Origin of the sequence: Salinicola sp. MIT1003 (assembly GCF_001858555.1) — a bacterium.
GTDB classification, from domain to species: domain Bacteria; phylum Pseudomonadota; class Gammaproteobacteria; order Pseudomonadales; family Halomonadaceae; genus Salinicola; species Salinicola salarius.
Window position 1 is genome coordinate 62,114 of record NZ_MCAP01000015.1, and the last position, 6,569, is coordinate 68,682.

Below are 6,569 nucleotides of genomic sequence, written 5' to 3' on the forward strand. Positions count from 1 at the left end.
TACGCTGATAGCAGTTCGTCGAACGTTTCGACGACCTCGACAGGAGACACCCGATGACGATAGCCAGTGACAGCGGTCAGGGAGACCCGACGCTGGTGCTCATGCACTTCTTCGGCAGTTCCCATCACGAATGGGAGGAGGTAGTGCCGCTGCTCGACGATCGATACCGGGTCGTCACGCTGGACATGCCGGGCTTCGGCCGCGCCAGCGAGGTGGCCGGGTTCGACGTCGCCTCGATGACACGACACGTCGAGCAGTGCATCGATGCCGCTGCGCTCGACGACGTGATTCTGGTCGGTCACTCGTTCTCCGGTCGTATCGCGATGACCGTCGCCGCCAATCGTCCGGCATGGCTACGCGCGCTGATCCTGATAGCACCGTCACCGCCGGGGCCGCAGTCGATCGGCGAGGAGGAGCATCGGTTCCAGCTGGAATTCGACTTCAGCGAGGCCCAGGCGCGCCAGTTCATCGACGGCGCCAGCGAGGTATCACTCGCACCGACGCTCTACCAGCAGGCGGTGGAAGATGCCATCAACGCCAACCCGGCAGCGTGGCGCGCCTGGCCGACGACGACCTATGCCGAGGACTGGCGCGAAACCGTCGGCAAGCTGCCCTACCCGGCCTGGGTACTGGTCGGCGACCGGGATCCATCGCTGCCGCCCGACACCCAGCGCGAAGACGTCATGCCGCACCTGCCGCAAGGCAGGCTCGAGGTCTTTCCCGGCTATGGTCACCTGCTTCCCATGGAGATGCCGGAAACCCTGGCCGAACAGCTCAACGCGATTGCCGCCCAGATCGGCTCGAGTCGATGAGCTTCACTAGACGAGCTCAAGTCGGTTGGCGCTAGCCGCCGAACGGCAGATCTGAACCTGGCCGGCCATCGGGTAGCGCCGGTGCCCGGCCCGTTACCGCGATGCAGAGACCGAGCAGCCAAGGCCATGGCGGGTGTTCCCCGCTCGGCTCTGCCGTGGACACGGGCGATGCACCCAGTCTCCGAGACAGCTCGATGAGCCGCGTCGACGCCCCCGGTATCGAAGCCGGGTCGGAAGGCGCCGATATACCTACCGTTCCTCCCCAGCCGGCCAGCCGCTCGGCGAATTCCAAGCCTGCCGGGCCGGTGTAGATGCAGCCATCGACATGTACCCGAGTCACATCGAGCAGTCCGAGCGCACCCTGCAGACGCGCCATGCGCAACACGATTCGCATCGCAGCCTGGGCCGTCGGGCCGTTCTCGCCGTCGAGACAGCGCCGATCCGCCGGCGAGAGCGGGAACCCGTCGTTGGCAGCGATCGCCGGTGCCGGCTCGTGCCCCAATTCCCCGCCGGCCGTCACGCTGGCCAGACCCGCCAGGCGCGGGCCGCTCAATACCAGCCGCCTGCCCCGATGGAGCGTGATGAGATGCGCCGCCTGCGCCATGGCGAAACGCGCGTCGTCCAGCACCACGATCGGCACCGCCAGCGACAAGACTTCCTCGGCGACGATGGCGCCCAGGGCGATGATGTCATCGACCCGGTTGAGCACGATCACCGCCGGCGCCTGCCCGGCATGGATGGCCTCCAGCAGCACCACGCTGCCGGTACACGACCCCCGCCCGTGGGGAATGACCAGCGCTCGCCCGGCGATGCCTTCGCCGCATAGCGGGTGGTGGCGATCGATGATTTCGCCTCGGTCCGGGTCCACGCCGCCCCACAGGCTGAGCGGCGTCGAACTGGCCAGCACCACCCCGCTGCCCTCGCCCTCGACCAGGCATTCAGTAGAGGAAAGATAGAACGACAACGACTCGAGATGGCGCCTCATGACGAACGGGCCCGAGAATGCGACGTCGAACCCGACAATCTCGGCAGCGCCTTCGCAACGATAGACATCGGAAATATCACCCAGCAACGCGGAACATCACCTCAAACTATGGGGCAGCCCTGGCGTCGTCCAGCGGTTTGCCCGATTCGATCGATTTTCCCGTCCAGCGTGTCAGGCTCGAATTCTGCCCACCACGACCGAATGCGCTAAGATGCTCCCATTCGCTCTTCCCAGGGTTATCAGGATTCACGATTCGCCCATGACCTACCGCGTCGCCATCAACGGCTACGGCCGCATCGGCCAGAGCGTGCTGCGTGCGCTGATCGAACGCCCCGACCTGCCGCTGGAAATCGTTGCCATCAACGAGCTTTCCGATCTGGAGACGATCGCCTACCTGACTCGCTACGACACGACTCATGGACGCTTTCCCGGTCAGGTAGAAGCACGTGATGGCTGCCTGGTCATCAACGGCCGCACCATTCGGGTACTCAACGCTGCCGAACCGGAAGCGCTGCCGTGGGGCGAGCTCGGTATCGACCTGCTGCTGGAGTGTTCCGGCAGCTTCAAGGATCGCGCCACTGCCGAGCGGCATCTCCAGGCCGGCGCGGCGCGGCTGCTGTTTTCCCAGCCGGCGGAGACCGACGTCGACACCACGGTCGTCTATGGCGTCAACCATGCAGCGATCGACCGCGACATGCGCATCGTTTCGGCGGCCTCGTGTACCACCAACTGCCTGATACCGATCCTCGACGTGCTGGAAGCCAGCTTCGGCGTATCGCACGGCGTCACCACCACCATCCATTCGGCGATGAATGACCAGCCGGTGATCGACGCCTACCACAACAGCGACCTGCGCCTGACACGCTCGGCCATGCACTCGATCATCCCGGTGGATTCCGGCCTGGCCCGCGGCATCGGCCGGTTGATGCCGCATCTGGCGGATCGTTTCGAATGTCTTCACGTGCGGGTGCCGACCATCAACGTCTCGGCCATGGACATGGCGATCTCGCTCGAGCGCGAGACCAACGCCGCTGCCGTCAACGCCTGCCTGGCCGCCGCCAGTCGCGAACGCTACCTGGGGCTGCTCGGCATGACCTACGAACCGATGGCCTCGGTCGACTTCAACCACGATCCGCGCTCGGGTATCGTGGATGCCACCCAGACCCGCGTGGCCGGCGGCCGCCTGCTCAAGCTGTTGTGCTGGTTCGACAACGAGTGGGGCTTCGCCAATCGGATGCTCGACGTCGCCCGCCACTGGCTCGAACTGCCATCTTCCATTGCCGAACCCGTCACCTCCTCAGGAGAGGATATTTAAGAAACAGGCGAACGAAGACGAGACAAGGCGAAACCGGATGAAACAGCGGAGTTTACGAGCAGTAAATGAGCATGTTGAAGAGGGTTTCAACGCCGTATCGGCGAGTGCAGCCCTTTATTAAATACCCTCTAAGGAAAGGATCTCATGACCGTACTCAAGATGACCGACCTGGCTCTCTCCGGCAAACGCGTACTGATCCGCGAAGATCTCAACGTACCCGTCAAGGACGGCAAGGTCACCAGCGATGCGCGCATCCGCGCCAGCCTGCCGACCATCAAGGCCGCGCTCGACGCTGGCGCCAGCGTCATGCTGATGAGCCACCTGGGGCGGCCCACCGAAGGCGAGCCGGCGGACGAGTTCACGTTGGCGCCGGTGGCCGAGCATCTCGCCGAGCTACTCGGCAAGCCGGTGCGCCTGGAAAAGGACTACCTCGACAGCAACGTCGAGATCGCCGCCGGTGAAGTCGTGCTGCTCGAGAACGTGCGCTACAACCCGGGCGAGAAGAAGGACGACGAAGCGCTCGCCAAGGCGTATGCCGCGCTTTGCGATGTCTACGTGATGGACGCCTTCGGCACCGCCCACCGCGCCCAGGCCTCCACCCATGGCGTGATCCGGTTCGCGCCGCAGTCCTGCGCCGGCCCGCTGCTGGCCAACGAGCTCGACGCGCTGGAAAAGGCGCTCAGCGCGCCCAAGCGTCCGATGGCCGCCATCGTCGGCGGCTCCAAGGTGTCGACCAAGCTCGACGTGCTCTATTCGCTGTCGGAAAAGTGCGATCAGCTGATCGTCGGCGGCGGTATCGCCAACACCTTCATCGCCGCGGCCGGCTACGGCGTGGGCAAATCGCTCTATGAAGCCGATCTGGTCGACAAGGCCAAGGAGCTGATGGACAAGGTCGAGATCCCGCTGCCCACCGACGTCGTCGTCGCCACCGAGTTTTCCGAATCCGCCGAAGCGACGGTCAAGCCGGTCGATCAGGTCGGGGACGACGAGATGATCCTGGATATCGGCCCGGAGACCGCCAGGCATCTCGCCAGCCTGCTGGAAAACGCCGGCACCATCCTCTGGAACGGCCCGGTCGGCGTATTCGAGATCGACCAGTTCGGCAAAGGCACCGAAGTCTTGTCGAAGGCGATTGCCGCAAGCCAGGCGTTCTCCATTGCCGGCGGCGGCGACACCCTCGCCGCGATCGACAAGTACGGCATCGCCGATCAGGTCTCCTACATCTCCACTGGCGGCGGCGCCTTCCTGGAGTACGTCGAAGGCAAGACCCTGCCCGCCGTGGCAGCACTGGAGAAAGTCGCGCAGGGAAAGACCTCTAGCTGACTTCCCACTCACGACAGACAAAGGAATTAGCGTGCCAAGGAAGGCGACGTCGTTCTCTCTCGACATCGCCAGCCGTGTCTCTCCGGCACGGCTGGCAGCGCTGGGCGTTCTGCTGGCCGGCGGGCTCTGGGGTATCTACTGGTATCCCATTCGCCGCATCGAGGCGCTTCAGCTCGGCGGCGTCTGGGGATCGCTGATCATCGCCGCCACGGCGTGCGTGGTGCTCTCCCCCTGGGCGCTGGCCCAGCGTCGCCGGCTCGCCCGTTCTTCCGCGCTGGGGCTCGCCTCGGTCACGTTGGGCGGAGCGGCGTTCATGCTCTACTCCATCGGCCTGGTTCATGGCCAGGTCGCCGTGGTCATTCTGCTGTTCTACCTGACCCCGGTCTGGAGCACCCTGATCGAACGGCTATGGTGGCGCTGGCCGCTCACCGGCCGACGCGTAGCCGTCATCCTCGTGGGGCTGATCGGCCTGGGGCTGGTGCTCGGCGCCAATGGCTCCCCGCTACCGCATGGCATCGGTGACTGGCTGGGGCTGGCCTCGGGGTTGATGTGGGCAGTCGCTTCCAGCGGCATGCGCTCGCACAATACCCTCGGCCCCGGAGAAGGCAGCTTCCTGTTCGCGGTCGGTGCACTGGTCGCCGCCGTGCTGCTGGCGCCCTTCCTCTCTCCCTGGCCCGGCTTGCCGCCGCTGGAAACCGGATGGCGCGTAGCAGGCTGGATCCTCGCCGCGGCGATTCTGTGGTGGTCGGCATCGCTGGCTCTCATCGTCTGGGCAGCCGGCCATCTGCCCCCGGCCCGGCTGGGTATCCTGATGATGAGCGAAGTGCTCGTCGGCGTCTTCTCGGCGGCACTGTTCGCTGACGAACCGCTGGCGACGATCCAGATTGTCGGCGCCGTTCTGGTGATTGCCGCCGCGATGCTCGAGGTGATACCGGCGAGAGCAAGCGGCTGAACGCCTGCGCTGCGAGGAGTTCAAAAAGCGAAAAAGCCGGCTACATGAGCCGGCTTTCATCATTCGTGGCGGAGAGGGAGGGATTTGAACCCTCGATACCCGCGAAGGTATGCCGCATTTCGAGTGCGGTGCATTCGACCACTCTGCCACCTCTCCTTGGCGAGACTCGCGCCGAGCCTAGTGCCCCACGCTCATAGCGTCGGCTATCGGCTCACGATCATCCCGCGGCGGAAAAATAACAGAAAAGAATCGAAACGTTAACGTCGAGACCTGAATATTTCCGCTTTTCGACGACTGCCGGCTCAGTCCGCCGCCTGCGTCTCGTCCTGGCCGCTTTCCGACAGCGCACGCTTCACCAGGCCCTCCCGCTTCATGCGGGCCAGGAAGTCCTCGACGTAACGCGTGACCGCATCCGACGCCTGTGTCTTGGGTATCGCCATGCACTGCTCGATCGCCGTGAAGCGACCGGGCAGGACACGATAGCCCGGGTTCGACGCGGCGTAGGCCGCGAGCGGCTGACGAACGCCGGCTGCGGCATCCAGTTGGCTCTCGACGAACAGCTCGATGGCCGCCGCCGACGTGGCAGCACGCACCAGGCTCGCCTGCTGCAACGCGCGGGTCAGGTAAAGGTCGTAGGCCGCACCCTTGCCCACCGCGATGCGAACGCCGCTGCGATCCAGCTCGTCGATATCCTGAAACGGCGAAGATTCCGGTACCAGATAGGTGCCTTCGATGATCACGTAGGGGGCGGTGAAATGAATCTTCTCCGCACGAACCGGATCGCGGGCGAGAAAGCCGATCCGCCAGGCGTCGTCGTCGATAGCGGCGAACACGTCGCCGGCGCCGTCGAAAGTGGCGAATTCCGCTTCCACACCAAGCTCGGCTGCCAGCGCCCGTGCCAGTACCGCCGAGACACCAGCCGGCTCGTCATCCTTTCCGCGCTGCGCGAGCACGATATTGCCGTAGTTGATGGCGACGCGAAGCCGCCCTGCCGGCGCCAGTGCCTCGATTACCGCGGATTTGTCATCGTTCATGTAACTTTCCTCAGAGAGAAAGCAAGTAAGGATAATAGCTGATCGAACTCGTCAATCCTGGGTTTTGGCTCTGGCCGCCTGCATGCGGCGACGCAGAATCGGCCCCACGACCACCGGCAGCAGCAGCCCGATGATGGCCACCGCCGAC

At 64.8% G+C, this 6,569-nt stretch carries 6 protein-coding genes and 1 tRNA gene; 4 read left to right on the forward strand and 3 right to left on the reverse strand.

Annotation, left to right across the window (positions count from 1 at the left end; all coding sequences use genetic code 11):
- The first annotated feature begins 53 nt into the window (after positions 1-53).
- Positions 54-812: an alpha/beta hydrolase gene (locus tag BC443_RS08695; RefSeq protein WP_071231448.1), complete on the forward strand. Its 759-nt coding sequence runs from the start codon at positions 54-56 to the stop codon at positions 810-812.
- Between the two features lie 31 nt (positions 813-843).
- Here the strand turns inward: BC443_RS08695 and BC443_RS08700 are convergent, their stop codons facing one another.
- Complete coding sequence (locus BC443_RS08700) at positions 844-1,884, reverse strand: DUF126 domain-containing protein (RefSeq protein WP_071231449.1); 1,041 nt, start codon at positions 1,882-1,884, stop codon at positions 844-846.
- Positions 1,885-2,056: 172 nt separating this feature from the next.
- On the opposite strand from BC443_RS08700, the gene BC443_RS08705 reads away from it, so the two are divergent.
- The 3 genes from BC443_RS08705 (at position 2,057) to BC443_RS08715 (ending at position 5,387) form a co-directional block, all read left to right on the forward strand.
- Entirely contained in the window at positions 2,057-3,112 is a 1,056-nt protein-coding gene (locus BC443_RS08705) for a glyceraldehyde 3-phosphate dehydrogenase NAD-binding domain-containing protein (RefSeq protein WP_071231450.1), read from the forward strand.
- A 144-nt stretch (positions 3,113-3,256) separates the two neighbouring features.
- Positions 3,257-4,435: a phosphoglycerate kinase gene (locus tag BC443_RS08710; protein WP_071231451.1), complete on the forward strand. Its 1,179-nt coding sequence runs from the start codon at positions 3,257-3,259 to the stop codon at positions 4,433-4,435.
- Between the two features lie 31 nt (positions 4,436-4,466).
- Entirely contained in the window at positions 4,467-5,387 is a 921-nt protein-coding gene (locus tag BC443_RS08715) for a DMT family transporter (protein ID WP_247643244.1), read from the forward strand.
- A 66-nt stretch (positions 5,388-5,453) separates the two neighbouring features.
- On the opposite strand, the gene BC443_RS08720 is transcribed toward BC443_RS08715, so the two are convergent.
- Together BC443_RS08720 and BC443_RS08725 are read right to left on the reverse strand one after the other, a co-directional pair.
- A tRNA-Ser gene (locus BC443_RS08720) sits at positions 5,454-5,543 on the reverse strand.
- 146 nt (positions 5,544-5,689) lie between these two features.
- Positions 5,690-6,421, reverse strand: a complete 732-nt coding sequence (locus tag BC443_RS08725; protein ID WP_071231452.1) for a transporter substrate-binding domain-containing protein — start codon at positions 6,419-6,421, stop codon at positions 5,690-5,692.
- Positions 6,422-6,569 lie beyond the last annotated feature (148 nt).

Bases quoted from the DNA above. Each gene is read 5' to 3' on its own strand.
- BC443_RS08695 (WP_071231448.1), top strand. From the start codon at position 54: ATGACGATAGCCAGTGACAGCGGTCAGGGAGACCCGACGCTGGTGCTC.
- BC443_RS08705 (WP_071231450.1), top strand. From the start codon at position 2,057: ATGACCTACCGCGTCGCCATCAACGGCTACGGCCGCATCGGCCAGAGC.
- BC443_RS08710 (WP_071231451.1), top strand. From the start codon at position 3,257: ATGACCGTACTCAAGATGACCGACCTGGCTCTCTCCGGCAAACGCGTA.
- BC443_RS08725 (WP_071231452.1), bottom strand. From the start codon at position 6,421: ATGAACGATGACAAATCCGCGGTAATCGAGGCACTGGCGCCGGCAGGG.